At 28.2% G+C, this 25,827-nt stretch carries 25 protein-coding genes; 18 read left to right on the top strand and 7 right to left on the bottom strand.

Annotation, left to right across the window (positions count from 1 at the left end; all coding sequences use genetic code 11):
• Nucleotides 1-726: 726 nt before the first annotated feature.
• Nucleotides 727-3,234 (top strand): Crp/Fnr family transcriptional regulator, encoded by a 2,508-nt coding sequence (locus tag Q0K19_RS04005; protein WP_297245557.1) that lies wholly within the window; start codon nt 727-729, stop codon nt 3,232-3,234.
• A 74-nt stretch (nt 3,235-3,308) separates the two neighbouring features.
• Here the strand turns inward: Q0K19_RS04005 and Q0K19_RS04000 are convergent, their stop codons facing one another.
• The 3 genes from Q0K19_RS04000 to Q0K19_RS03990 all read right to left on the bottom strand — a co-directional run bounded on the left by Q0K19_RS04000 (nt 3,309) and on the right by Q0K19_RS03990 (nt 5,789).
• Entirely contained in the window at nt 3,309-3,674 is a 366-nt protein-coding gene (locus Q0K19_RS04000; protein ID WP_297245555.1) for a hypothetical protein, read from the bottom strand.
• Between the two features lie 31 nt (nt 3,675-3,705).
• Nucleotides 3,706-4,860: a zinc ribbon domain-containing protein gene (locus tag Q0K19_RS03995; protein WP_297245552.1), complete on the bottom strand. Its 1,155-nt coding sequence runs from the start codon at nt 4,858-4,860 to the stop codon at nt 3,706-3,708.
• Between the two features lie 98 nt (nt 4,861-4,958).
• Nucleotides 4,959-5,789, bottom strand: a complete 831-nt coding sequence (locus tag Q0K19_RS03990) for a PH domain-containing protein (protein WP_297245550.1) — start codon at nt 5,787-5,789, stop codon at nt 4,959-4,961.
• A 404-nt stretch (nt 5,790-6,193) separates the two neighbouring features.
• On the opposite strand from Q0K19_RS03990, the gene Q0K19_RS03985 reads away from it, so the two are divergent.
• The 15 genes from Q0K19_RS03985 to ftsH all read left to right on the top strand — a co-directional run bounded on the left by Q0K19_RS03985 (nt 6,194) and on the right by ftsH (nt 18,865).
• Nucleotides 6,194-6,661, top strand: coding sequence for a chemotaxis protein CheX (locus Q0K19_RS03985; protein WP_297245548.1), 468 nt, complete (start codon nt 6,194-6,196; stop codon nt 6,659-6,661).
• Nucleotides 6,662-6,667: 6 nt separating this feature from the next.
• Nucleotides 6,668-7,087, top strand: a complete 420-nt coding sequence (locus Q0K19_RS03980) for a response regulator (RefSeq protein WP_014487004.1) — start codon at nt 6,668-6,670, stop codon at nt 7,085-7,087.
• A gap of 34 nt (nt 7,088-7,121) precedes the next feature.
• Nucleotides 7,122-7,937, top strand: coding sequence for a protein-glutamate O-methyltransferase CheR (locus tag Q0K19_RS03975; protein WP_297245544.1), 816 nt, complete (start codon nt 7,122-7,124; stop codon nt 7,935-7,937).
• A gap of 11 nt (nt 7,938-7,948) precedes the next feature.
• Nucleotides 7,949-8,359 carry a polymer-forming cytoskeletal protein gene (locus Q0K19_RS03970; protein ID WP_297245542.1) on the top strand — a complete coding sequence of 137 codons (411 nt, stop codon included), beginning with the start codon at nt 7,949-7,951 and terminating at the stop codon, nt 8,357-8,359.
• A 23-nt stretch (nt 8,360-8,382) separates the two neighbouring features.
• Nucleotides 8,383-9,321 (top strand): tetratricopeptide repeat protein, encoded by a 939-nt coding sequence (locus Q0K19_RS03965; RefSeq protein WP_297245539.1) that lies wholly within the window; start codon nt 8,383-8,385, stop codon nt 9,319-9,321.
• Between the two features lie 3 nt (nt 9,322-9,324).
• Nucleotides 9,325-10,350: a rod shape-determining protein gene (locus Q0K19_RS03960; protein ID WP_041177193.1), complete on the top strand. Its 1,026-nt coding sequence runs from the start codon at nt 9,325-9,327 to the stop codon at nt 10,348-10,350.
• 59 nt (nt 10,351-10,409) lie between these two features.
• Nucleotides 10,410-11,279, top strand: coding sequence for a rod shape-determining protein MreC (gene mreC, locus Q0K19_RS03955; RefSeq protein ID WP_083818259.1), 870 nt, complete (start codon nt 10,410-10,412; stop codon nt 11,277-11,279).
• Nucleotides 11,276-11,815: a rod shape-determining protein MreD gene (gene mreD, locus Q0K19_RS03950; protein WP_297245536.1), complete on the top strand. Its 540-nt coding sequence runs from the start codon at nt 11,276-11,278 to the stop codon at nt 11,813-11,815. The genes mreC and mreD overlap by 4 nt, the downstream gene beginning before the upstream one ends.
• A gap of 3 nt (nt 11,816-11,818) precedes the next feature.
• Nucleotides 11,819-12,370, top strand: coding sequence for a class IV adenylate cyclase (cyaB, locus tag Q0K19_RS03945; RefSeq protein WP_297245533.1), 552 nt, complete (start codon nt 11,819-11,821; stop codon nt 12,368-12,370).
• A gap of 66 nt (nt 12,371-12,436) precedes the next feature.
• Nucleotides 12,437-13,444 (top strand): hypothetical protein, encoded by a 1,008-nt coding sequence (locus Q0K19_RS03940; RefSeq protein ID WP_297245531.1) that lies wholly within the window; start codon nt 12,437-12,439, stop codon nt 13,442-13,444.
• Nucleotides 13,445-13,603: 159 nt separating this feature from the next.
• The gene (locus Q0K19_RS03935) at nt 13,604-14,614 is read left to right on the top strand and encodes a hypothetical protein (RefSeq protein ID WP_297245529.1); all 1,011 of its coding nucleotides are present in this window, start codon (nt 13,604-13,606) and stop codon (nt 14,612-14,614) included.
• 49 nt (nt 14,615-14,663) lie between these two features.
• Entirely contained in the window at nt 14,664-15,239 is a 576-nt protein-coding gene (locus Q0K19_RS03930; RefSeq protein WP_297245526.1) for a DUF4390 domain-containing protein, read from the top strand.
• Nucleotides 15,240-15,305: 66 nt separating this feature from the next.
• The gene (locus Q0K19_RS03925; protein WP_297245524.1) at nt 15,306-15,914 is read left to right on the top strand and encodes an NlpC/P60 family protein; all 609 of its coding nucleotides are present in this window, start codon (nt 15,306-15,308) and stop codon (nt 15,912-15,914) included.
• Between the two features lie 79 nt (nt 15,915-15,993).
• On the top strand, nt 15,994-16,683 hold the full coding sequence (locus Q0K19_RS03920) for an NlpC/P60 family protein (protein ID WP_297245522.1): 690 nt from the start codon (nt 15,994-15,996) through the stop codon (nt 16,681-16,683).
• A 70-nt stretch (nt 16,684-16,753) separates the two neighbouring features.
• Nucleotides 16,754-18,865, top strand: a complete 2,112-nt coding sequence (gene ftsH / locus Q0K19_RS03915) for an ATP-dependent zinc metalloprotease FtsH (RefSeq protein ID WP_297245519.1) — start codon at nt 16,754-16,756, stop codon at nt 18,863-18,865.
• A 222-nt stretch (nt 18,866-19,087) separates the two neighbouring features.
• Here the strand turns inward: ftsH and Q0K19_RS03910 are convergent, their stop codons facing one another.
• A complete protein-coding gene (locus tag Q0K19_RS03910; protein WP_297245515.1) occupies nt 19,088-19,444 on the bottom strand; it encodes a helix-turn-helix domain-containing protein in 357 nt (118 codons plus the stop codon).
• A gap of 137 nt (nt 19,445-19,581) precedes the next feature.
• Here Q0K19_RS03910 and Q0K19_RS03905 point away from each other — a divergent pair, with 137 nt between their 5' ends.
• Both Q0K19_RS03905 and Q0K19_RS03900 read left to right on the top strand, forming a co-directional pair.
• Nucleotides 19,582-19,725, top strand: coding sequence for an SDR family NAD(P)-dependent oxidoreductase (locus tag Q0K19_RS03905; RefSeq protein ID WP_297245513.1), 144 nt, complete (start codon nt 19,582-19,584; stop codon nt 19,723-19,725).
• Complete coding sequence (locus tag Q0K19_RS03900; RefSeq protein ID WP_367172128.1) at nt 19,659-20,300, top strand: SDR family oxidoreductase; 642 nt, start codon at nt 19,659-19,661, stop codon at nt 20,298-20,300. The genes Q0K19_RS03905 and Q0K19_RS03900 overlap by 67 nt, the downstream gene beginning before the upstream one ends.
• Nucleotides 20,301-20,462: 162 nt before the next feature.
• On the opposite strand, the gene Q0K19_RS03895 is transcribed toward Q0K19_RS03900, so the two are convergent.
• From Q0K19_RS03895 to Q0K19_RS03885, 3 genes are all read right to left on the bottom strand, one after another.
• Entirely contained in the window at nt 20,463-21,452 is a 990-nt protein-coding gene (locus Q0K19_RS03895; protein WP_297245511.1) for a P1 family peptidase, read from the bottom strand.
• Between the two features lie 669 nt (nt 21,453-22,121).
• Nucleotides 22,122-23,123, bottom strand: coding sequence for an anaerobic sulfatase maturase (locus Q0K19_RS03890; protein WP_297245509.1), 1,002 nt, complete (start codon nt 23,121-23,123; stop codon nt 22,122-22,124).
• Nucleotides 23,124-23,290: 167 nt separating this feature from the next.
• Nucleotides 23,291-25,672 (bottom strand): arylsulfatase, encoded by a 2,382-nt coding sequence (locus Q0K19_RS03885; RefSeq protein WP_297245508.1) that lies wholly within the window; start codon nt 25,670-25,672, stop codon nt 23,291-23,293.
• Nucleotides 25,673-25,827 lie beyond the last annotated feature (155 nt).

Genomic DNA, 25,827 nt, shown 5'->3' with positions numbered 1-25,827 from the left:
CGACCTTCATCGCCTTCCAGTGCCTAGGCATCCACCTTAAGCCCTTACTTACTTGACCATATTATCCTTTTCTTCTTTATATAGAAGCTAAAGCTAATATATCAAATTGAATGAGACTTTTAGCTAATTAAAGCTGTTTCTTATCTAATTCTTTAGTAACGCTCCGCTTAATTGTTTCTACTCTAAGACACACAATCTAATTGTGTTTTCTTTATCTAGTGAAGATTTTTATAATTGCTGATTTCCGTTTTTAATGTTGGAAAAAACTTTCTAAAAATCTACGCTCTCATATATCTGTCAAAGATCTTAAGTTTTTTCATTTTCTCAGCTGATGTTTCGTTTCTTTCGTTGTGTTTTTTTGTTTCTCATCAACTGTTTTGTTATTATAGCATACAGTTAGAAAAACGCAATACTTAAAAAGCCTTATTTTGGCTAAAAAAAGCAAATATTTTTAAAATAATTGATTATATAATACATTTCATACAAAAATTAAGTTAGAAAAATTAAAAAGCTATAAAAAGCCTTTTTTGAGGCCCAATTTTTTTCAAAATTTCAGGAATTTCAGTGAAATTTGGGATGAATTTTGGAAATTTTTTATTAAAAAAATGAATTTCTAGAAGAATTTGGGATTTTTTTTATTAAAAATTCAAATAACTAGCATATTTTGGAAAAATAATATATAATTTTTTTTAAAATTACTAATAAACATTTGAAAAGAGAGTTATTATGAGTGTAAACATTGAAGAAAATGGAAATTTAAAATTAAGTACTGGAAATATTGTTTTTTATGAAGGAGAAAATGTAAAAAACATATCAATTGTTACAAAAGGAGAGATAGATGTTTATATTTCTTCTAAAGAGATTCTAGGTATAGAAGATGAAAATGAAGTTATGAGATATAGCTGCAGATTATTTTCAATTCCTAAAAATATTATGCTTGGTATTGGAAGTTATAAATCTAATTCTAAATACATGTTTTCTTTTAAAGCAAAAGAGAATACTGAAATATATGCAGTGAAAACACCAAATCAAGAGTATGTAAAAAGTTTTTTTAAAGTTAATAAACCTTATCTTACAAGTATGTATCATTCTATAGCATATATGATACTTAAATCCTATGAAGAATATATCAAAATAAAAAAAATAAACTCTGATATAAAAATATTATCTTCAAATCTTGCTGTTATATATTTCAATTTACAGCAGAACAAATCAAAAAATATAAAATCAGAGATTTTTAAGGGATATAAAGAAATTTATGATGATTCTATAAACTCTGGTTTTAATTTCCCTGCATCTTTTGATGTGGATTTCATAAGAGCAGATCACTCTGAAATATATATGCATAATAAAAATCAATTAATAGAAAATACAGAAAAATTGGAATTTGAAATTGACTATGTAAGAAGATTTTTAACTATGCCTAAAGAAATTAAAAATCAGTTCTTCACTTATGATGAGAATATGAGTTTAGATGCTTCTCATATGTTATACGAAAATTTAAAAAAGATATCATCACTATTAAAAAATGAAATAGTTGAAGCTATAGAAAACATATTATTTTTGTCTTCAAATGAAGATGAATCTTTATTTGGTGAGTATGCTAAAACTGCTCTTGATTTAGACAAACAGGGTAAAGATAATGAAGTATGGGTTAAATATATAAAATTTATGTCTAATATCATAAAAGATATATACAATAAAATTAAAACCGAATACGATTATGATCTTCACATAGATCTTGATGAGATAGATTCAATACTAAGAAGAATATCTGTAAACTCTATTGCTTCATCTGATGACAATATTATTGCTGGAATAGATGATATTGATAATATAAAAGTTAAATTAGGATTTGAAGAATTACCTGAAGAAGTAAAAAATCCTACTAAAAAATTAATAGAAATGTCTGGAATTGATGAAACTAAAGCTAAAAATTTCATGAAGTCTTTACAGGCATTTAGAAAATTAAGAGATAAATTCAGCACTGATGATGATGTAAGAAAAATAAGAAGAGGCGTTTCAAGTGTATTCTTTGAAATATATAAAGAAATTGCGAAAAGAGCCATAATAAACGGAGATAACAATAAACTTGTAAAAATGTTTTTAAACTTTGGATATATGGACGATCAGCTTCTTACTCCTAATCAAATAATGGATCTTTATGAAATAAAAGATAAAAGCAAAACCAAAAGAATCAATGTATTTTATATAGACGAATGGCTTCAAAAAATTTATGATAAAGAAGAGCCGCCTTCTGTTAATGGATTCGGTCAGGATTATAGAGAAGCTTTGAGAGAATTAAAGAAACGCGGTACTATCAATGATAAAGAATTAGAGGAGCATTGGGAAAGTTCATCAAAAAGACTTGAATATGAAGTTGACAACATGATTGAAACTACTCATAGATTATGTTACGGACAAGTTAGTGTATATTTCCCTATACTTCACAAGGATATGATAACTAAAGACTTTGAAAGAGCATTAATCAGAAGAGATTTCATGGAAAAATCTATAAAAGAAATAACAGATATAGATTTTTCAGCATTCTATAGAGAGGTATTGTATAAAAATAAAGAGTTAAACATAGAAAAAGAATTGGTTATGCAAGAAGTATTGCCTAATATAATACTTATGCCTACATTCGGTTCAAGAGCTATAATGTGGGAAGAGCTTTCAACAAGACAAAAAAATAGTACAGGAAGATTCTTATTCCCTATATTTACTTCTGAAGAAATAGATACTTTAGCAATACCTACTATAGGTGCATTCAGATGGGAATTATGTAAAACTATGCTCGGACCTGCTTGGAATGATATTACTCAAATGTCAATTACTTCTGAGTACAGCGACTATGTTCAGTTCTATAAGAAAAACAGAAACCTTTCTGATGAGGCTAAAGAAAAATTAAAAGTACAAATTAAAAAATGCAGAAACAATCTGAGAGAAGTATTCGTAGCAGATTACAACTTATGGATAAGATATGAAAGCAAAGGTATTATGAGACTTAATAGAGTTGCAAGAGGAATATTATACAGACAAGTACCATTTGCCAAAGACATAAGAGTTGAACTTGAAAAACAGCCTATGTATACAGAAATAGCTAACAGATTCAAAAACATAAGAAACAAAAAGGCTACTGAATTAGAAAACAGATACTTCAAATTCACAAAATCAGGAAATCCTCTTCCTCCTGAATTACAGCATCATATAGATTTCTACAAAAATATGTAAAAATTCAGACTGTAAATAATATTACTAAAAAATAAAGGGCTTGAAAATTATTTATTCAAGCCCTTTTTAATTTTTTAATATGCTTCAGTAGCTAATAAATATAAATTATATAAATCTTCAGCAATATTATCTGTTGTATCAGGCTTTCCATTTATCTCTAAAGCATAAACTATCCATGACTCATCATCTAATATTCTAAACTGTATAGAAGCTTTATCTCCTTCCAAAGTTCCATGCATATTTACATAATCATTTCCATCTTCTGCTACTATTTCCTCCCATTCAACCTCATCAAATATAGCATCAACCATCTCCCCTACTGTAACATCTGGATATGCCTCAAATGCACCATGTTTAACCATATCTATATAACCGCCGTCTGATGAACAAGATATTATAAATAAAAATATTGAAGCTGTTATAATAAATAATTTTTTCATTTTCTCCCCCATTAAAATATTATTTTATCTATTAAAAATATTCTTTTAATGCCTCTTTGCCAATGTATATGTTATATAAATCCTGGCCAACATTACCTACAGGCTGTGCTTCTCCATCCATTTCAACAGCATTCACAACCCATCCATCCTCATTTTTATTGATTCTAAACTGTATTAATACATCAAATCCCATTAAATCTCCTCTCACATTAACATAGTTTCTTCCGTCATCTTCTCCTACTCCCTCGCTCCATTCAGCATTTTTAATAGTACCTTTTATTAATTCTTCAACAGTTACTTGAGGTAAATTATTGAATGTTGACTGTTTAACTAGCTTAATATACTTTCCCTCAAAAGCACCTGAAAATAAAGCCGCTGAAATAAAGAAAAATACAAGCACTGCTGCAAGAGAAATTGCTGATATTATTTTTTCTTTCTTTTTATCAGATCCCTGACACATAGATTTAAACTTCTCTAATTTCATACTATGATTAGGTTCATTTTCAACTAGCTTCATTCTTTTACTAAATTCTATGTGAAAAAATTTAGGCATTAAATAAAATACGATACACATAAACGGAAACCATATAATCCAAATATCTCCTGCAGGAGCTATCATAACAAGGCTTATTACTAATGCCACGATAATGCCTGATATAATAGCAGATTTTTTTGCCCCAAATGAATATAAATATGCAAAAGGAATAAGAAATATACAGCTTAATATAGCCCTTATATCATGTATAGGCAAACTCTTATCTCCAAATCTTAAATCCATAAGAAATTTTAATATATTAGGCTTTGAATCATAAAATTTAAAAGAATGAGAATACCCCTCTATAAATTTATTTTTCTTCTTGTCTAAACTTCCTGTAATACCAAAGAATGCAGCAATAAACTGTTCATATTCTTCTAAATACTGAACATCACTTTTAGCCTGATAAGCACTTCTGTCATCTTCATTCTTCTTTTTGGCATCATTATTATCTGAAGCATTTTTGTTTTGATTAGATTCATTACTAGTTATATTTTCTATTTTTGAATCATTTGGTTTTACGCTGTCAGAAATAGAATTATCAGAAATATTATTTTTATTAATTTCTGATGATAACTCTATTTTTGCCCCGCAATTAGTACAAAACTTTGCACCTTCATTAAGTTGTGTTCCGCAATTAGTACAAAACATAATTAAACTCCTTAAAATTATTTTTTTATATAAATTATTTTTTTATATAAATTATTTTTTTATATAAATTATTTTTTTATATAAATTATTTTTTATAATTATTTTTCTTCATCATCTTCAAGATCAAATACTTCATTAGTGATGAAAGATATTAATTTATTATGATTATCTATAGCTCTCTCTTCTGAATTATATTTGAAGTAATACACATTTTTTGAAGTCATAATTAGAATAGTATTTTCTTCTCTTTTTATTTCCTGAATGCTGCTGCAATTGACATATCTGTTTTTAAAAAATAAATATCTGTCTTTATTCTCAATTGGATTTATATTATTATTGAAATTATGATTCTGTATTTCTTTTACTTTTTCAGTTTCTTTTATTTGAATTTCGTTTTTATTATATTTTTCTAATTCTCTATTGATTTTATATTCAAATAATCTCCCGCTTTCTTTTCCTATATCCGTAATGTACTCTGAATTATTTCCATAGTCTATTGTTATTTCAGCACCCATAATACCAATAGAAGATGAAACTTTATTTATACTATCTAGCGGTATTGATTTTTTTTCTTCAATAGGTTTAAAAATACCCCATTTGGCAACAATGACTCTTTTTGAAGTTAAAATCAGAAGAAGAGAATCATTTCCAAAAGCAGAAAAACCTGAAGTAAAATATAATATATTTTCATCATCATTTATTATTTCAGAAAGCTGATTAATATTATCATCTGATAATGATGTATCCGGCTGATCTTTTATAGAATCAATTTGAGTTTTAATTCTTCCAAAAGCAGATGAATGTTTAAATTCATTATTTTCTGATGTAATATTTCCAAAATATGTATTATATGTATTAATTGAATTTCCGCAATTAGAACAGAATTTTACATTATCCTCATTTTCAGAACCGCAATTTTGACAAAACATAATTAAACTCCTTTGCTTATATAAATAATCATTATATTAGGATAATAATTCATGCTTATGACATTTTTTGTCGTAGCAAATATTTTTTATGATTTTTTATCAGAAATAATCAGAATTTTTTTGTTAATATTTCTTAACATCAACATTTATTTGAAAATATTTAATCGATATGTAAATTTTATAGTATTTGATAGTAAATATACAATCATATAGTTATATTTATAAACAGGTATTATATGGTTTTAAAATTAAAATAAATCTATATATTTTAAAATATTTTCAAGCAAATTATTTTTTTTTCGATATTTATAGAAGCATAATGCTATATTTTACAACTATACTTGCAATAAAATTCATATATTGTTAAAATAAACGTAAGTAATTAGTATGTAAAGAGTGTTATAATGAGACTTGACTATATAAGACCATTTACAGATGCGTCAAACGAAATATTGCAAAATTATATTAAAGACGGTATCAAAATCGGCGATATAACTTTAAAAGGTGATTTTGTAAATGCTTCAGGTATTATAGCTATAGTAGCATTATCAAAAGATATAGTAGGTCATTTCATAATAGATATGGAGTTAGAAACTGCCAAAAAAATAGTTTCTATTATGAATGACAGAGAAATAAAAGATATTGATAAGCTATCATTATCTACTATACAGGAGCTTGTTAATTTAATAGCAGGTCTCGCTGTAACAAAATTAGAAACAGACGGTTATGATGTTGATATATCTCCGCCTGTTATTATGAAAAGCAAAAATTTGGAAGTTTCGATAAGCGATTCGGAATTTCTGCATATAAAACTAGATACCTCTATTGGCGATTTTAATATATTAGTTGCCGTAGAATCAGAAAAGGAGTAAAGAAATATGTCTGACATTAATACAAAAGAAGCTGATGGTATAAATGAATTTGGAAAACCATACAAAGTTCTAATCGTAGATGACTCTGCATTTGTTGTTAAACAATTACAGCAAATCTTTGTATCAGAACAATACAATGTAGTTGGCACAGCAGAAAACGGAGAAGAAGGCGTACTTATGTATAAAGAATACAAGCCAGACTTAGTAACTATGGATATTACAATGCCTAAAATGGACGGTATTACTGCATTGACTAAAATAATAGAATACGATAAAAATGCTAAAGTTGTTATGGTTAGTGCTTTAGGTAAAGAAGATATGGTAAAAAAGGCACTTCTAGCTGGTGCTAAAAACTACATTACTAAACCTTTAGACAGAAAAAAAGTTCTTGAACGTATAAAAATGGTTCTTGCAAAAAAACAATAATAATTTATTGCCTACTTACTTGGAATAATTTATTTTGAACGAGATAAAATTAACCGAACAACAATTTAATCTGTTTAAAGATTTTGTATATAGAGAAAGCGGTATATGTTTTAATGTTATCAATAAAATTATTTTAGAGTCAAGAATAGCTTCTTCTATGAAAGAAAGAAATTTAGAAGTAGTAGAAGATTATTATAAACTTGTTTCTTCAGACAAAGAAGAACTAAAAAAATTTTTAGATAACATTACTACAAATCTTACTAAATTTTTCAGGAATGAGCCAAACTTTAAACTATTAAAAAATTATGTTCTGCCAAAAATAATGAAATACAAAAAACCCGGAGAACAAATAAGAATTTGGAGTGCTGGCTGTTCTACTGGAGAAGAACCCTACTCTATAGCAATAACTTGTTTGGAAACGCCCGGTATAACAGATAGAGATATAAAAATATTTGCTAGTGATTTATCTCTTAATTCTTTGGTAGCTGCCAAAGAAGGAAGATATGAGGAACACAAGGTAGAAAATGTTCCAAAAGAATATTTAAAAAAATATTTTGATAAATTAGCTTCCGGAGAGTACTCTATCAAAAATGATATAAAAAAATTAATAACTTTTGATTATCATAATTTGAGACATAGAGGAAGTCAGTCAAATATGGACGTTATTTTTTGTAGAAATGTTCTTATATATTTTGATAATGAATCTGTTAAGCTTACAGTTAATAGATTTTATGATATACTAAATGAACATGGATTTTTATTTATAGGACATAGTGAATCATTATTCGGACTAGATACAAAATTCAAATTTAACAATATAGATAATTCCATAGTATATACTAAAAATTAGGAGTTTTATTAATGTTTTCAAAAAGAAATGATAATACAGAATCTAATTCTATTATAGGTGAAGGTTCATTCTTCAAAGGTGAATTTACATTAAACGGCACATTAAGAATAGACGGACGTTATGAAGGTGAAAAATTAGAAGTAGATAATGTTTTTGTAGGTGCCACAGGAAAAGTAAAATCAAATATAAAAACTGTTTCTGCTGTTATAGAAGGAATAATTATTGGAAATATAGAGGCTAAAAACAGAGTAATGCTTATGCCTACCAGCAGAGTACTTGGAGAGATAAGAACTCCTGAATTAATAATACAAAATGGGGTTATATTGGAGGGAGTATGTATAGTATCTCAAGACCCTCTTACTAATCCTAAAGAAACCATTTTAGAATTATATAATGATGGTAATATGGATAATCAAAATTAACTTACGGATTACATTAAATAATAATGCCTTACCTATATAATGTTGAAAAAAAGATTAGCATACATATTATAGTGATAACTTTAATTGCTGCCTTAGCTCTAATTGGAGCTGCATATTTATTTACTTCTAACTATATAGAAAAAAAAAGATTAAAATCTATATATGATTATATGGTATCAGAAGATTATAATAATGCTTCATTTTTATTTAATGATCTATATAGTAAAAGACCTTTAAATAAAAATATATTAATAACAGGCATAGATTTATACTATGATATACTTATAAGGTCTGATAAAAAAGAAATAATCGTCAATGCAAGTGAAAATATCATAAGATACGCTAATCAATTATTATTATCTTTCAAATTCATAAAAAATAAAAATATCATACATCAAAGATTAGCTTATAGTTATCAAAGATTAGGTTCGGCATATTATATTGATTCATACAATTCATATATACAAGCAATAAATGAAGGAGATAATAGAACTTCAACTGCCATAGAATTATCTAAAATTTGCTATGAAATAGGATTATTCAAAGATGCTGTAAAATATTTAGAAAATGCCATTGATAGAGAATTAAAAGAAAACAGCGATAAATTTATAAATATGGAATTGTATTATGAACTTGCAAATGCTTATGAGGGGGATAAAGATTATACAAAAGCTATACAAATATTATCCTCTATGGACAGCTTTAATAATAATACTATGCTTGAATCAAGAACCTATTTTAAATTAGGAAATTTATATTACAGACAAGGATTGTATAAAGAAAGCGAATTTTTTTACAAAAAGGCATTAGAGATAGATGAAAAAAATCCTGATTTATATTATAGTATAGGGACATTATATTTAGACACTAAAAGAAGAAATGAAGCTATAAAAATGTTTAGAGAAGCTATAAAAATAGATAATTCGTATAAGCCCGCTAGGGATACTTTAAGGAGATTGTAATAAATGTTTAACTGGTTATATAATATGTTCTCAAGCGATATGGGAATAGATTTAGGAACTGCTAATACTCTTGTATATGTAAAGGGAGAAGGTATTGTTTTGGCTGAACCATCAGTTGTGGCTATAGAAAAAAGCACAGGAAATGTTATAGCAGTTGGAAATGAAGCTAAGCAAATGTTAGGTAAAGTACCTAATTCTATAGCAGCAATAAGACCTATGAGAGACGGAGTTATTGCTGACTTTGAAACTGTTGAAAAGATGATAAGATACTTTATTAATAAAGTACATAATAAAAGAACTTTAGTAAAACCTAGAATAGCTATAGGTATACCTACTGGAATCACAGAGGTAGAAAGAAGAGCCGTAAGAGAAAGCTGCGAACAGGCAGGAGCTAGAACTATATTCTTAATTGAACAGGCAAGAGCTGCAGCTATTGGTGCTGATATGCCTATTAATGAACCTCATGGTAATATGATTATAGAGATAGGCGGAGGTACTACAGAGGTGGCTGTTCTTTCACTTGGAAGTATGGTAAGAAGTGCTTCTATACGTGTAGGCGGTGATGAACTTGATGATGCTATTATCAAATATATGCAAAGAACTCACAACTTATATATCGGTGAAAAAACTGCTGAAGAAATTAAAATCAATATCGGTCATGCTTATAAAGGCGATATATCAAAAACTATGGACATAAGAGGAAGAGACTCTGTATCAGGACTTCCTAAAACTCTTACAATAAACAGTGCTGAAATTAAAGACGCCATAGCTGATATATTAATAGAAATTTTGGAAGCTGTAAAATCTGTACTTAATCAAACACCTCCGGAAATTTCTGCTGATATAGTAGAACGCGGTATTGTTATGAGCGGCGGTACATCAATGCTTCCTGGTTTTACTGATTTGATATCTATGGAAACAGGAGTTCCTGTAATTCTTGCTGAAAGTCCTCTTACTTGCGTTGCTATAGGATGCGGAAAGTTTATAGAAGAGACTAGAAATTTGAAAAATTACAGAAGATACTCTTAATCGGAAAAATAATAAAAATTTTATTAATATAGCCGATATTCATATACGTGAAACTTTTTATAAAACACAAATTATTAACATTATATATTCTGCTTAATCTTGTAGCAGGAATGCTAATGGTGTTAAATAGAAGTAATTTTGTATTCAATTTACAGTCTATTTATGCACTTGGAGTATACCCTATTCAAAGTGCAACAAAAAGCGTATCAAGAGCTTTTGTATACCTCTATACTAGCATAACAGATATATTCACACTTCAAAGTCAGGTGCAGGTATTAAGAGACAGAATAGCTGAATTAAGCGGTGCTGCATTAGAATATGAACAATTAAGTGCTGAAAATGAAAGACTTAGAGCATTATTAAATGAAGCCCCTACTGATGAATACCCTTTAGAATATGCTGAAATAGTTTCTAAAGACCCTCAAAACTTCTACACTACTATTGTTATAAATAAAGGAAGTGCTCATGGTATAGTAGTAGGAATGCCTGTTATATCTTATCAAAACGGATATAAAGGATTAGTAGGAAAGGTAGTTGAAGTGAGAAGATACAACAGCAGAATATTATCTTTAGTTGACCAAAGATCTCAAATATCTGTAATGCTTGAAAGCTCAAGAACTACAGGAATAATGGTTGGACAAAGCCCTAAATCTACACAAACACATTTGCAGTATATAGATTTACAAATGGACGTTGAAGAAGGCGAAAGAGTTGTTACAAGCGGTATGGGAGGAGTATTTCCTAAAGGTATATTAGTAGGTACTATATTCAAAGTTGAAAAGAAAAATTACGGACTTTTCCATGATTTATATGTAGAGCCTGCTGTTAATTTCTCAACTTTAGAAAATGTTTATGTAATAAAAAAGATACCGGATCAGGAAATCATTATGCTTGCTAATGAAGAAGATGATAATGGAGAGGCAAAATGAAAAGAATAGTAACAGTAATCATTACAACTCTGATTTTACTTCTTATACAATCATCTCCTGCTTATGATTTAATAAGAGTGGCATTAGGTGCTAAACCTGATTTGCTTTTAATTTTTTTAACATTCATAGCATTTAGATATGGTTCATTTGATGGAGTAATATATGGCTTTATCATAGGGCTTTTACAAGATATTGTATCAAGCGGAACATTTGGATCTTATGCCATAATATTCCTTAATATTGGTTTCTTTGTAGGTTTTTTCAATACAAGAATATTTATAAAGCAAATTGCTGCTGGAATATTTGTAACTTTAGTAGGCTATTTAATAAAAATCATAGCATTATTTTTGGTAACTTCTATATATTCAGATCTTTCAAATGTTGCTGTATTGATAAGATCAGAATTGCTTGTAGGACTTCCTCTTACAGTTATACTATCTTCACCAGCATTCATATTATTTGAAAAAGTTGCTCCTTTAATTTATGATAAACAAAAAATACATGTAGATGACAGCACTAAGGAATATACTGAATAAAATATGGCAAACTCTGAAATAGAAATAAAAGCATATATAAAAGATTTTGACTCTGTTTTAAACTTTCTTAAAAATAATGCTAAGTTCAAAAAAAAGTATTTCAAAAAAGATATTTATTATGCTAAAGAAGAAAGCATCAAAAAAGAAAATATAAAAACAAGCGACTGCATAAGACTTAGAATAGAACATGGAGGATATACTTTCTGCACAAAAGAAAGAATTCTAATTGACGGCGTAGAAGTTAATGAAGAAATAGAAGTTAAAGTAAGCAAGAAAAAAGCAAGATTTATAATTAACTTTTTATCAAAGCTTCAGAAATATAAAGAATATGTTAAAAAAGAAAAAAAAGGTTATGCCTTTATATATAAAAATGCCTTAGTAGAAATTTCAAAAATAAAAAATTTAGACAACTTTATAGAAATAGAATTTTTAAATTCAAATGAAACTGTTGAAAATCAAATACTTCAATTAAAATCCATATTAAATGAAATAGGTATAGATGAAAACTGTATAGAAACAGAACCTTATATCAATCTCCTTTCAAAAAAAAATTGATTACATAATTTTTAATTTTTTTAAATAATTTATATATTTAATAATATTAATAATATAGGATTTATTATGAAAAAAATCATCTATACTATAGTGTTACTAATTATCATATCAAATTTAATATATTCTCAAAATAATGATTCATTAGAAAATAAAATGAACAATTATATAGAAAAAGTAAAACTAAACTGGAAATATAATCCGCTCAGAACATACGAAACAGATAAATATTTTTCTCCATGGCTTGATCCTTATAATTATAATACAAGTTTTTGGTTGGGTGATATACTAAATGATCAGCAATTATACCCTAATAAATTTAAATTACAAAATATATTATTATACTTTGATCCTAAATTGGCAGTAGATTTATCTCCTATAGCATTCAATATAAACAGTGATAAACATAGATTCAGAATAGGCGTAGCTTATTCAGTTAAATTATTTTTAGGAAGTTATGCTAAAGGAAAAGATCAATTATATGGAGAAACTTTTTTATTTGGTGATTACATGCAGGTAGAGGTATACTTCGAATATATATATAATAATAAATTAAAGATAAGATTTGCCCCATTAAGACATACTTGTTATCATATGGGAGGTGATATATTCGGAGATGAAAATTTGTATAACAAGAATGAAGAAGAATTTAGAGATTTTGGATTTGAACAAATGCATTTATCAGCATATTATAGATGGGGCTGGTTTTCTTTTTATGGAGGCACATCATTTGCTATATCAGGCTTTAATATGACAAGTCTTATAAATTTATTTAATATTTATGCTGGTGCAGAAGTGAGAATACCTTTATGGGGCGAAATAAGTTTAATGACAGGAATATATGTAGGGGCTTTCTTTGATAGTTTAAGCACAATAAGAAGAACACAAGGATATGTACAAGGATATGATATCATAGAAAAACATAATGAATGGACTCCTTCTATATCTACAGGAATAGGTTTTGAAATATATAGGGTTATACTTGGAGTAAAATATGAATACGGAAGATCAAAACAGGTATATTCTTTTAGAAAAACGGAAAGCAGAATAGGACTTGAAGCTAGTTTATTTTTCTAAATTGTTAAATCCATTTATAGATGATTAATAGAAATTAATATTACAATATTAAAATTTGAATATCTTTATATATTATCTAAATATATATATCTAAAATATATTGAAAAAATGAATTTATTATATATAATGTTCAATTATCTTATAATAAATGGATTTTTTATGAAAAAAACATTATATATTCTTTTATTTATTTTATTCGCTTTATCACTTTATTCCCAAAATACAGAAAATGAAAATTCATTAGAAAACAAAATGAATGAATATAGAGAAAGTAAAAAAATAAAATGGAGATACAATCCATTTAGAGATTTTGAAACAGATAAATATTTATATGGCTGGCTTGATCCTAATGTTTATAACAGTAAATTTTGGTTCGGTGATATTTTAAATATAAAAGAGATGTACAATAAAGGTAATTATGATTTTGATTCCGTACTAATATTCCATCAGCCTACATTGGCAACAGAGGCAGCTCCTATAGCATTTGAATACAATAATGACCATAGATTCAGAATAGGTGTAGGTTACCTTACTCAATTTTTCTTATCGGCTTATCCCAAAGGTTATGATAGATACTATGGAATAAGTTTAATGTATGGAACTCATATGCAAGTTGAAGCATATTTTGATTATATTTATAAAAATAAATTAAGATTCAGATTCACTCCTTTAAGACATACCTGTTCCCATATAAGCGGAGATATATTAGGAGATAGTGAATTATATAATAAAGATGAAGAAGAATTCAGAGATGTAGGTTTTGAACAGATGCATTTTTCTTTGCATTATAACTGGGGTTGGTTTACATTCTATGGCGGAACTGCATTTGCTATAACAGGATTCAAAAAATCAAATTTTGTAAATTTATTCAATATATATTTAGGAACAGATTTCAGACTTCCTATATGGGGAGAAATAAGCTTTATAACAGGAATATATGTAGCAGGAAATTATGATGAAATAAATACTGTAAACAGAAAAAAGAAAGGCGAAGGATATCCCATAATTGACAGTTATCAGAAATTCTATCCTCATGTAGCTGTTGGAGTTGGTTTTGAAATTTATAGAGTAGTTTTTGCGTTTAAATATGAATATTTAAGATCAAGACAATTATATGCTTATAAAAAAATGGAAAGCAAAATCGGAATGGAAGTAAGTATATTCTTATAATGTATAAATTTGATATTGTAATATTTAATAAAAAAAGTAAAATAATATTATGAAAAAAATTATTATACTATTATCTTTTATAATTGTTTCACAAATATCTTATGCTTATGAATTAAGATTACATTTTTCAAGAAGCTATATATATGATGATAAGCTTTATGTAGATGTAAAAACATATTATGAAGATGAAATTTATCAAAATATAAAAAAATATATAGATAATGGAATAATCTTATTTATCAATTATAGGGTTGATTTAATAAAAAAGAATTTACTGCTTAATGATAATATAAGAGAAATATATATATATAGAAAATTGTATTATGACTTTTTCACTAAAGAATATGTTGTTTTGAACTCGGAAACTATGAGAGAAACAAGAAATACAGATTTATCAATTTTAATTAAAAATATATATCAAATAAATAGAATAGAAGTTATCAATGTAAATAAATTAAATAAAAACAATAAGTACATATTCAAAACAAGATTATCTATGCAGTTTCAAAATGCCTACCCTTATTTATCAGTATTTTTCAATATAATAACACCTATACAATATAGAATAAAATGGTTAAAATCTGATGAATTTACTATCAAAGAGTTATATTATAATAACATGTAACTATTATTTATAATTAAAAATCCGATTTATAATAGAAAATTAATTTTTTATACAGGAGGATTAATAATGCGTTTTTATATTACCGTTTTTATAGTAATACTGTCTTTTTTTACTCAGTTATTATTTTCTCAAAATAATGAAAGAGACGAAATAGTAAAATGGGCTAACTATTATATGAATAAAAATTATAAATATAATCAAAGCGATACTATTACTAATCCTTTCACAAAAGAAAAGAAAAAAGTTAATTTTGACTGTTCTGGATTTGTAGCAGCAGTTTACTTTACAGCTATTGAAAAACCAAGTATAAAATTAAGCGGCTCTACTGCAAATATATTTTATCTCCTATCAAAAGAAAATAAAATTTATAAAAATACTCTTCCTAATATAGGAGATATAATATTTTTTGACGGTACTACATCTTATGATAAAAAACTTACTCATTCTGGTATAGTAATAGATGTTGATGAAGATGAAACAATTACTTATATACATTCAAGTACAAGTAAAGGACCTATTTTAGGATATATGAATTTAAAATACCCAGACTTAGCTAGAAAAGACGGCAAAGTTATTAATAGTTATCTAAGAAGAGGAAAAAGATCAAGCGGTACAGATTCTTTAGCCTCTTACTGTTTTAATAGTTATGGTACTATTTTTGAAAAGCCAAATTAATATAAATAATAATATTGTAAATTGCCTTGACTTTTTACTAATATTTTATAAAATAATTTACTATGTATAAGAGTGTATTATGCGTTTTTATATTATTATACTATCATTATTGATGATGTTGTTTTATTCAGTATCATTTACTCAAACTTACGGATATGACAAAGAGTATCAAAAGAAGTTAGAAGAAAGCGGTGTTGAAATAAATGATGCACAAAAACAAAAAGTTAGAAATGATATAAGTAAATGGGCTAACTTTTATTTGGATAAACATTATCAATATAATGAAAAAGCTACATTAACACATCCTACTTCTAAAGAGAAGAAAACATTTAGATTTGATTGTTCGGGATATGTAGCTGCAGTTTATTGGGCTTCTAATATAGCGGTATTTGAAAAACAAGCAATTTTAGATTCTGGCGGAGTAAAAACTATATATTCTACTTTGTCAAAATATAAAAAAATTTATAAAGGTGTTTTGCCGAATGTGGGCGATATAATTATGTTTGACAAAACTACATCTGATGATAAAAAGCTTACTCATGCCGGTATAGTAATAGAAGTTGATAAAAAAGATGAAACTGTAACATATATTCATGCTTCTACAAGCAAAGGACTTATTATTGGATATATGAATTTAAAATACCCTGATTTAGCTAGAAAAGATGGGAAAATAATAAACAGTGCTCTTAAGAGAGGCGGAGGAGTTTCTTCTCTAGCATCTCATTGCTTTAATAGCTATGGTACTATCTTAGATATACCTGAAAAATAATAATTTGTAAATATTTGATATTTTATTAATATTTATTTATATATAAAGTTAAAATAAGTTTGGAGAATACATGAGTAGTAAAAAAAATAATAGAAGACAATCTATGCCGCAATCCGGAGGCGGAGGAAATCAAATCATAATAATACTTCTTCTTACAATGGTTGTAGTAATGGCTATAATGTACTTTCAAAAAACACCGCAGGTGAAAGCTCAGGAATGGGATTATTCAACTGTAGTACAGAAAGTCAAAGAAGGAGTTGTTAAAGAAGTTACTATAGTAGATCAGAATATCAGAAATGGTAAAGCTATAGAAACAGTTAATGGTAAAATAACAGAAATAAACTTTTACTCATTTATACCATTTACTGCAAGCGGATTCGTTAACTTGCTTATAGATAATAATGTTAAAGTTAGAGGAGAAGCTGAAAAACCTAGTTATTTAAGTCTTATACTCGTAAACTTACTGCCTATACTGTTAATAGGATTTCTGCTTTGGTTCTTTATGTTCAGGCAGGTACAGGGCTCTAATAACAGAGCTATGAGTTTCGGAAAAAGCAGAGCAAGACTTTTAACTAAAGAAGATGTAAAAGTAACTTTTAAAGATGTTGAAGGCTGTAAAGAAGCTAAAGAAGAATTACAGGAAGTTGTACAATTCTTAAAAGATGCAAGCAAATTCACAAAACTTGGTGCTAAAATTCCTAAAGGTGTATTATTAGTAGGCCCTCCAGGTACTGGTAAAACTTTACTTGCTAAGGCAGTTGCTGGTGAAGCTAATGTGCCTTTCTTCAGTATGTCTGGTTCTGAATTTGTTGAAATGTTTGTAGGTGTTGGTGCTTCAAGAGTAAGAGATTTATTTGAACAAGGAAAAAGATCTGCTCCTTGTATCATATTTATAGATGAGCTTGATGCTGTTGGTAGAACTAGAGGCGCTGGATACGGCGGCGGACATGATGAAAGAGAACAAACATTAAACCAAATGCTTGTTGAAATGGACGGTTTCAATACTGATACTAGAATCATAATATTTGCTGCTACTAACAGACCTGATGTACTTGACCCTGCCCTACTTCGTCCTGGAAGATTCGACAGACAGGTTGTTGTTGATTTGCCTGACGTTAAAGGAAGAGAGGGAATATTTAAAGTGCATGTTGCTAAAATACAGCATGACCCTTCTATAGATTTGTATCATTTAGCTAGAGCGACTCCTGGTTTTTCTGGTGCTGATATTGCCAATATGGTTAATGAGGCTGCTTTAATTGCTGCTAGAAATGATAAACCAAGAGTAGAACTTTCTGATTTTGAAGAGGCTCGCGATAAGGTTATGATGGGACCTGAAAGAAGAAGCATACTAATCAGTGAAAAAGAAAAATTAAATACTGCTTATCATGAGGCAGGACACACTTTAATGGCCGTACTTCTTCAAAATACTGATGCTTTACACAAAGTTACTATTGTTCCTAGAGGAAGAAGTTTAGGTGCTACTTGGACTTTGCCTTCTGACGGAAGATATACCCTTCAAAGAAAAAAAGCTGTTGATGAAATGTCTTTGCTTCTTGGAGGACGTGTTGCTGAAGAATTCAAGTTTGGAGAAGATTCTGTAACTACAGGTGCTTCAAATGATATAGAAAGAGTTACTGAACTTGCTAGAAGAATGGTATGTGAATGGGGTATGAGTAGACTTGGCCCTATTTCATTCGGACAGAAAGAACAGCCTATTTTCTTAGGAAAAGAGATTGCTAGACATAAAGATTACAGTGAAGAAACTGCTCAGAAAATAGATGAAGAAGTTCATAAATTCGTCATGAGAGCTTATGAAAGAACTAAAAAATTAATAGCTGAAAATGCTGATAAATTTGAATCTTTATCTAGAGAATTATTTGAAAAAGAATCTCTTGACATAGAAGATATTGAAAGAATATGCGAAGTAAAATTAGATAGAATCAAAGATAAGCTAGTTTATGCTGGTAAAGACCCAAAAAGAGGTACTGATGAGCTTGAAGACCCTTCAGCATATCAGGAAGGTGAAGTAAAAAGCGTAAAGGAAGAAGTTTTTAATACACCTATAAAACCTCTTAAAAAATCTGATAAAGCTGAAAGCGAAAAAGAAGAAGTTAAATCTATAAAGAAATCAAGTGTTAAAAAAGTTTCTTCTTCTACTAGAAAGAAAAAAACAGAAGAATAAAAAAATATTTTTCTGATAATATCATAAATGCCGTTAGTATATTTATTATGCTGCGGCATTTTTATTTATTAACTTATTTTCTAATAAAATCAATAAAACTAATAAAAACTTTTGTTGCATTTCTTTTTCAATTTCAAACAAAAAAATGAAAATGCATATACAAACTTAAACATAAAATTTTAAATGGCTAGGTTATTTAAATTAATACTAAAAGTTATTATATTAATCATCTTCTAAACATTGCGGATTAGTAATTTCAAATCTCTCATCAATATTTTTATCTCCCCATTCACACATAGCTTCTAATATTTTATATAATGATTTGCCTTTCTTAGTTATTGAATATTCTACCTTGGGAGGAACTTCTGCATATATTTTTCTGCTTATAAGTCCGTCTTCTTCCAACTCTCTAAGCTGATTAGTTAATGTTCTTTGAGATATAGGCTTCATATAACGCATCATCTCATTAAATCTTTTTGTTTTATTTTCTATAAGATAATTAAGTATTATTGGCTTATATTTACCGCCTATCATATAAAGTGTAACACCTATTTCTGATGATACTTTAATTTTTTTCATAAATATTATTTCCTTCAATAAAAATTAATAATGCAGTGAAATGCATGTTACTTAATAACAAATATTTCCGTTCTTGTTTTACTCTATCTATACTGTATTATAAATCATAAATTATTTTTATAAAGGAGTTTTTTACAATGAAAAAATTAGTTGTAATTACAGGAGCAAGTTCAGGCATAGGAATGGAAACTGCTAAAAAATTTTCTGAAAATGGATACCCTACTCTATTAATATCAAGAAGAAAAGAAATAATGGAAAAACTAAATTTAAAAATTCTATAAGCGTTTCTGCTGATGTTACAAATTTAGAAGAAATAAAAAATGCAGTAAAAATAGCTGAAGAGAAGTATGGTAAAACCGATTTACTTATAAATTGTGCTGGAGTTATGCTATTAGGAAATATAGATAAACAAAGTTATGAAGAATGGAAAAACATGATTGATGTAAATGTTAATGGCATACTTACAACTACAAATGTTATACTTCCTGATATGATAAAAAGAAATGAAGGAACTATTATTAATATAAGTTCAATAGCTGGAAGAAAAACTTTCACAAATCATGGAATATACTGCGGAAGTAAATTTGCCGTACATGCTATTACAGAAAGTATAAGAGAAGAAGTTGCTGATAAAAATGTAAGAATAATAGTTATAGCTCCTGGAGTAGTAGAAACTAATCTTTTAAGTCATACTACAGATGAAAATATAAAATCTGATTATATTGAGTGGAAAAAAAGTATAGGAAATGGACTTAATGCTTCTGATGTTGTTAATTGTATAGAGTTTGCCTATAATATGCCTCAGGATATATGTGTAAGAGAAATTGTAATAGCAAAAACTAAACAAGTAGATTAATTTATATATTCTTAAAAAAATAAAATCATTTAAATTTTTTATTAATTTATTTAAGCCTACCAACACAAAAATATATTCTTTTATAAAAAAATAAAAAACTAGAAGTACATATTTAATCAGTACTTCTAGTTTATTTTTATAAAAACAATATTTTAATAGGAATTAATTTTTCATTATATCATTATGGCATTTAAAACCATGAGAAGTTTCAGCATTTCTAACAGCATTATTTATAGCCTTACCCATTACAATAGCAGCTATCGTACCTACTGCATCCAAATTAGCATTAACATCACCCACACTCATAGCATAAATACTGTCTCCGTCTAATGTGGTATGAACAGGTTTTATAGCCCTTGCAAATCCATTATGAGCCATTGAAGCTATTTTGCCCATTTGAGATTTTGTAAATTTAGCATTTGTTATAATAGCTCCTATTGTCGTATTTTCTTTTGTATTTGAAGCATTAGAAGTAAAAGATAAATTATTATTTTGTGTGATTTTTATTAATTCTTCTTCTGAACTTCTAAATCCATTTTTATTTTCATTAAGAAGCCCTGCAATCATTTTACCGCTGTCATAATCATACACATCACCGAAAGCATTAACAGAAACTACTGCCCCAATCTTTACATCATCGATTTGTACAGCGTAGAAACCAAGTCCAGACTTCATAGCATAATCAGCACCTAGTATCTTTCCTACACTTGCCCCTGTACCTGCTCCATAATTACCCATTTTAGGATTATTATTTTGAGCATTAACACAAGCTTCATAACCCATATTAATATCAGGACGAACTTTATAATCTCCAATTCTTAAATCGAATATACAAGACTGACATACTAAAGGAACCTTTGTAATACCAACATCAAAACCGATATTTCTCTCCTCTAAATATTTCATAACTCCGCCTGAAGCATCGAGTCCGAATGCACTTCCTCCGCTAAGAAGTACTGCATGAACTACATCAGTAGAAGCCTGTGCCTTTGTAAGTTCGCTTTCTCTTGAAGCTGGTCCCCCTCCCCTAACATCTAAACCTATAACTGCACCTCTTTCGCATATTATAACTGTACAGCCTGTTGCGGCTTCCTTGTTTTCAGCATTGCCTATTTTTATATTTTCTATATCTGTGATTTTTATCTCTTTCATAATCTTATCCTAATTTATTTGTTATTATATTTATAAAACAAAATAAAAAGAAATGCAAACTATTTTTTATAATATGCATATTAGAAAATAAGGTGCGGGTGGGGGACTTATATAAGTTAATAAAAAAATTTAAATGCTTTTTTATAAAATACTTATAAGATTAATAAAGCCAAATTAATATATACCTAAACAACTATATTTTGTCAAAAAACATAATTTTAAATTTAGTTTTTTGTGGGGACTAGCCCCCACACCCCCAGTTCTTTTTGTGACCAAAAGAACCAAAAAGACTGCATTTGATAAAGCCCACATTTAATAAATATAAAGTTCTATCAATTGCATTTTTAGTATAATGTATCCGAAGGATAAAAACTTTGACTAGTACTGAAAAAAGTTGATAATTCTCTATATAATGGTAAAGCCTAACAAATAATAAAATTTAATTATTCTTTTTCACCACTACAATAGGGCTTTCCTTTATTCTCATAATCTCTCTAATATCTATATTATTTTCTAAAAGCTCTCTCATAGCTTTCATATAAGGGTGAATATGATAAAAATATTTTTTGTATCCTTCACATAAATAATTTTTTCCTTCTTCACCATCATAAAATTTATCGAATCTGTTTTTAGGACATTCACCTCGGCATGCAAATAAAGCATCGCATCTTAAACAGTTTTAGGCAAATCGGATTTTTTAAGTCCGAAAGATTTTTGCTTATCTGAATCAATTATACTTCTAGGATTATCTGTTATTATGTTACCTATTTTGTAATCAGGATAAACATAATGATCGCAGCTGTAAATGTCACCATTATGCTCAACTACAGTACAGCCGCTGCATTCTTTTCCAAATAAACATATAGTACTATCTAAGCCAAGCCAAGAAGTTAAAGCCCATTCAAAGTTCATAACAAATATTTCACCAACATCTTTTTTAACCCATTCATCAAAAATAGATATTAAAAAATCTCCGTAACTCTCAGGCTCTGCAGAATAATCAGTAACTTTTTCATTTGAATTGCTGTTAGGTATAGAATGAGTTAGAGAAAGTTTTTTAGCTTCTTCATCTGGAAGTCTTTCTACTATAGGAGAAAACTGTATATATTTGATTTTATTTTCTTTGAAGAAATTATATATTTCCAAAGGATATTGAGAAGAGTATCTGCTAACAGAAGCTAAAACATTAAAATCTATATTATAATCCTGAAGCATTTTCAAAGAATTAAAAACTCTGTCAAAAGTACCATTTCCAAAAATATCTTTTCTGTATTTATTATGAATATCTTTATTACCATCTAAACTTAAACCAACAAGAAAATTATTTTCTTTTAAGAATTTACACCAATCATCGTCTATTAAAAGTCCGTTAGTCTGTAATGAATTAGTAATGTTTTTATTGCCTGCATATTTTTTCTGAAGTTTTACAACATCTTTATAAAAATCCAAAGAAGCAAGAGTAGGCTCCCCTCCCTGCCACACAAAATTTATTTCCGGTATGTCCTGAGTTTCTATATATTTTTTTATATAATTTTCCAACACTTCATAAGACATTTTATATTTTTCAGTATTTTGAAATAATGACTTTTTCTCTAAATAAAAACAATATTCGCATTTTATATTACATATAGGGCCGAAAGGCTTAGCCATTAAATGATAACCTTTATTCATATAATTCTCCTTTTATGATAAATAAAAAAATAAAATCCGCACACGATTTAACAGCATGCGGTTTTAGGGGAAAATAAAAAATAAAAAAAATTTTAATATATCAAATTTAAGTATGTATTTAAGAGGGAATAATTATCCCCCCTTAAAAACAAAAATTAGAGTATTAATTATTTAAGTAAATCATCTCCTAAATTTATATGAACTTCTTCTACATTCCCATTGAATGCATAATTATCTTTATAATACAAACTCACTTTAGAGCCTACATCTTCCCCTATACTGAAATAGTCATAAGAAATCATTATAGGCAAAGTATTTATATCTGAAGAAGCAACAACATTTCCGTCTATAATCATATCAATGACTCCGTTGTTTACATCATCTTTTTTATAATCCATAACTATATTATGCTTTCCAGATTCAAGTTTTGAAGGAGATATAACTTTTTGTCTTTCTCCTAAATGATTGTATTCATATACTAAATTACCATCATCATTTACATACAATACATAACCGCCGTCTAAACCACCGTTTGCATATATAACTCCGGAAGCTTTATTAGGAACTTCTACATCAACATTTATTTTATGAGAAACTGATCCTGTATGTGCTGCTGATAATGAGAAGAAATATCCGTCTTCTTTTTTGTATGTATAGTTTGTTGCTCTCAATTTTGATGAAGGAGGTCTATACCAAACTGAACCTACACCAGCATATCCTATACCTTTAGGAACAAAACTAAAGAATCTATACAATCTCATATATTCTTCTGCATCTTTTGAAACTGCTTTACCAGTCTGCATAGAAGTAAGTACATCTTTTGCTAATTGTCCGTAACGCTCTATTAATATTTTACTGTCTACCCTATGAGCAAAATCAATTAATAAATTTTGTGCTCCGTTAAAATCTCTTTTTACAGTTTCTTCATATTTTGAAGCCATTTCTTTTACCTTATCAGGCATAGAAGAAGCTAAATTCTTCATCTGAGTAGGATCATTATTTATATCATAAAGTTCCCATTCCTGAGTTTTAGGATTAGTTACTATAATGTATCCGCTTCCGTCTGCATAAGTTCTGTCAAGCATCATCATTAAAGCTATTTCTTTTCTAGGATTAGTCATAGGTTCAGAACTTTCAAAACTTTCTTTAAATGATATACCCTGCATCTTTTCCTGTTTAACACCATTAACTTGACTTAGAGGATCAAAACCTAATACATCAAGCATAGTAGGGGAAATATCAAATACTGCTATCATCTCTTTTGATATTCTGCCTTTATCAGCTATGCCATTAGCCCAAGAAGCTATACAGAAAGTTTTAACTCCACCATAATGTGCTTTAGTTTTGAAATATCTTAATGGTGTATTTGAAACATTAGCCCAACCGCTATTATATTCTGTTCCGTATACAGCACTTCCAAACTCATCTATCAAATCATATTGAGTATCTATATCATGAACATATAAATTTTCATTAGCATGAGCCATTAAACTTCCTGTTCTTCCTCCATTATAATTAGCTCCATTATCTGAAACTACTATAAAGATAGTATTATCGTATACGCCTCTTTTTTTCATTTCTGAAATTAAGCGTCCTATTTGTTCATCAGTATGCTCTAAAAACCCTGCATAAGTTTCCATATGTCTTATAGCAACTGCTTTTTCTTTTTCTGTTAAACTATCCCAAGCAGGTACTTCATCATTTCTTTCTGATAACACTGCATCAGCTGGCATTATTCCCAACTCTTTTTGTCTTTCAAATATTTTTTCTCTTTCAACGTCCCATCCATGATCAAATTTGCCTTTATATTTGTCTATATATTTTTTAGCAACATTGAAAGGGCCATGCATAGCACCGAATGCCACATAAGCAAAGAAAGGTTTATTTTTAGATTCATCAATATATTTTAATGTTCTATCAACTATATCTTTACTCAAATGATAATTAGGATCTGAAGTATCAGGAACTATAAACTCATCGCCTTCTATAATACCGCCCGGCTGAAATTGATTAGCCTGTCCTGCTATAAAATTATAATTCTTATCGAAACCCTTTCCTGAAGGCCAATGATATTTATCTCCATCCGGTGTAAACTCATCATAAGGCCCTAAATGCCATTTACCTATAGCATAAGTATTATATCCGTTTGCTTTTAATGTATGAGTAATAGGAGCATGTTCCGGCTTTATTCTTCCTGCCATATTAGGTGCTAAATCTCCGAAATCAACCTGACTTACCGCTCCCATTCCAACCTTATTAGCTTCACAGCCTGTAAGAAGTGACGCTCTACTTGGAGAACTTAATGGAGAAGTAAAATAATTAACATACCTTATACCATTTTGAGCTAAAGCATCAATATTTGGTGTAGATATACTTGATCCGTAGCAGCCTAAATCACCGAATCCCATATCATCTAATACTATATAAACTATATTAGGCTTCTCTGATTGATTCTTATTTTCAGTTGAACAGGATACTGCAGATGCTGCCATGAGTACAGATGATCCTATACAAAAACCTTTTTTTAAATTATTATTATTTTTTCTCATATACCATTTTATTCTCCTTACAATTCCGTATTTTTTATATATACTGAAAATTTTTAAGTTTGTCATTTTTTAGTCAACTTTTTCCCGCCGCAAAAAGTTGCAAAAAGTGCAAATGTAAAATTAGTACTAAATCATACTAAAAATATTTTACATGT

The sequence above is a fragment of the uncultured Brachyspira sp. genome, assembly GCF_944393015.1.
Taxonomy (GTDB): domain Bacteria; phylum Spirochaetota; class Brachyspiria; order Brachyspirales; family Brachyspiraceae; genus Brachyspira.
The sequence above is the reverse complement of the archived record's forward strand: the minus strand, read 5'-3'. Positions and strand labels throughout refer to the sequence as shown.

Coding starts and splice junctions, on each gene's coding strand:
- Q0K19_RS04005 (WP_297245557.1), top strand. CDS start 727: ATGAGTGTAAACATTGAAGAAAATGGAAATTTAAAATTAAGTACTGGA.
- Q0K19_RS04000 (WP_297245555.1), bottom strand. CDS start 3,674: ATGAAAAAATTATTTATTATAACAGCTTCAATATTTTTATTTATAATA.
- Q0K19_RS03995 (WP_297245552.1), bottom strand. CDS start 4,860: ATGTTTTGTACTAATTGCGGAACACAACTTAATGAAGGTGCAAAGTTT.
- Q0K19_RS03990 (WP_297245550.1), bottom strand. CDS start 5,789: ATGTTTTGTCAAAATTGCGGTTCTGAAAATGAGGATAATGTAAAATTC.
- Q0K19_RS03985 (WP_297245548.1), top strand. CDS start 6,194: ATGAGACTTGACTATATAAGACCATTTACAGATGCGTCAAACGAAATA.
- Q0K19_RS03980 (WP_014487004.1), top strand. CDS start 6,668: ATGTCTGACATTAATACAAAAGAAGCTGATGGTATAAATGAATTTGGA.
- Q0K19_RS03970 (WP_297245542.1), top strand. CDS start 7,949: ATGTTTTCAAAAAGAAATGATAATACAGAATCTAATTCTATTATAGGT.
- Q0K19_RS03965 (WP_297245539.1), top strand. CDS start 8,383: ATGCCTTACCTATATAATGTTGAAAAAAAGATTAGCATACATATTATA.
- Q0K19_RS03960 (WP_041177193.1), top strand. CDS start 9,325: ATGTTTAACTGGTTATATAATATGTTCTCAAGCGATATGGGAATAGAT.
- mreD (WP_297245536.1), top strand. CDS start 11,276: ATGAAAAGAATAGTAACAGTAATCATTACAACTCTGATTTTACTTCTT.
- cyaB (WP_297245533.1), top strand. CDS start 11,819: ATGGCAAACTCTGAAATAGAAATAAAAGCATATATAAAAGATTTTGAC.
- Q0K19_RS03940 (WP_297245531.1), top strand. CDS start 12,437: ATGAAAAAAATCATCTATACTATAGTGTTACTAATTATCATATCAAAT.
- Q0K19_RS03935 (WP_297245529.1), top strand. CDS start 13,604: ATGAAAAAAACATTATATATTCTTTTATTTATTTTATTCGCTTTATCA.
- Q0K19_RS03930 (WP_297245526.1), top strand. CDS start 14,664: ATGAAAAAAATTATTATACTATTATCTTTTATAATTGTTTCACAAATA.
- Q0K19_RS03925 (WP_297245524.1), top strand. CDS start 15,306: ATGCGTTTTTATATTACCGTTTTTATAGTAATACTGTCTTTTTTTACT.
- Q0K19_RS03920 (WP_297245522.1), top strand. CDS start 15,994: ATGCGTTTTTATATTATTATACTATCATTATTGATGATGTTGTTTTAT.
- ftsH (WP_297245519.1), top strand. CDS start 16,754: ATGAGTAGTAAAAAAAATAATAGAAGACAATCTATGCCGCAATCCGGA.
- Q0K19_RS03910 (WP_297245515.1), bottom strand. CDS start 19,444: ATGAAAAAAATTAAAGTATCATCAGAAATAGGTGTTACACTTTATATG.
- Q0K19_RS03905 (WP_297245513.1), top strand. CDS start 19,582: ATGAAAAAATTAGTTGTAATTACAGGAGCAAGTTCAGGCATAGGAATG.
- Q0K19_RS03895 (WP_297245511.1), bottom strand. CDS start 21,452: ATGAAAGAGATAAAAATCACAGATATAGAAAATATAAAAATAGGCAAT.
- Q0K19_RS03890 (WP_297245509.1), bottom strand. CDS start 23,123: ATGAATAAAGGTTATCATTTAATGGCTAAGCCTTTCGGCCCTATATGT.
- Q0K19_RS03885 (WP_297245508.1), bottom strand. CDS start 25,672: ATGAGAAAAAATAATAATAATTTAAAAAAAGGTTTTTGTATAGGATCA.